Consider the following 910-nt stretch of genomic DNA (forward strand, 5'->3'; position numbering starts at 1 on the left):
TACCACTTTGTCAGTGCCTTCGAACGTGTCGTGACCTAAGACGTTAATTATGGTTGGTGTGTCTTCGACTACATTTGTGCTGTCAGCCTTGATGTCGACTACTGGTGCAACCGTAAAGTCCACCGTTCGGCTAACGCTTTCGCCGCTTGGGTCTTTAGCTGTAAACGTAATTGTCTCTTTGCCATTCCAATCCGCTGTCGGAGTGATTGTGGCGACGCCATTCACAATAGAAATTTGGATGCTGTTATTGCCAGAGACTGAGAATTCTAGCGAGGAATCAGAATCTTTGAATACTTCATTCAAGTCGATCGTGTATGCATCGAAATCTTCCGATAACACTTGGTCTGCAATGGCATTTTCAACAGTCGGTGCATCGTTAACACGATTCACAATCAAACTGTCACTGCCGTTAGCCGTTGGATTTACACCATCCGATACTGACGCGCTGATAGTCAGGTCTTTAAGGTTGAGTTCATCGTTGTTAACTGCGTCAACACCCGCTTGAGTCAACTTGACTTCATTGCCAACCAACACGAAGTAACCGTTTGAGTTATTTTCTAAAGAAACGGTTAATTGGTCTTCAGGCGTGTCAGTATCGCGAACCGTTAAGGTTGCGACTACCGTATCAGTGTTCACTGCATCTTCAGTGATGCTTTCTACTGCATCAACCTTGATGGTTGGCGCATCGTTCACTGGATTTACTGTAACAGCTACTTTCGCTTCGTCGGTCAATTGACCGTCCGTTACGGTGTAAGTGATTTCGGCGTCGCCATGGAAGTTCTCGGCTGGAGTGAACACCAGTTTGCCATTCACCACTTCAACCGTACCCTGCTCTTTAGGTACAGAGGCTGATTCAACACTCAGCTTGTCGCCATCTGCGTCGGTGTCGTTTGGCAGGACATCAATAGTA

At 46.6% G+C, this 910-nt stretch carries 1 protein-coding gene; it reads right to left on the reverse strand.

What is annotated here, in order from left to right:
* The coding region (locus R7Q46_RS25635) for a tandem-95 repeat protein (protein WP_318078008.1) at nucleotides 1–910 on the reverse strand (910 nt) is incomplete at both ends.

Source organism: Vibrio sp. 811, from assembly GCF_033339195.1.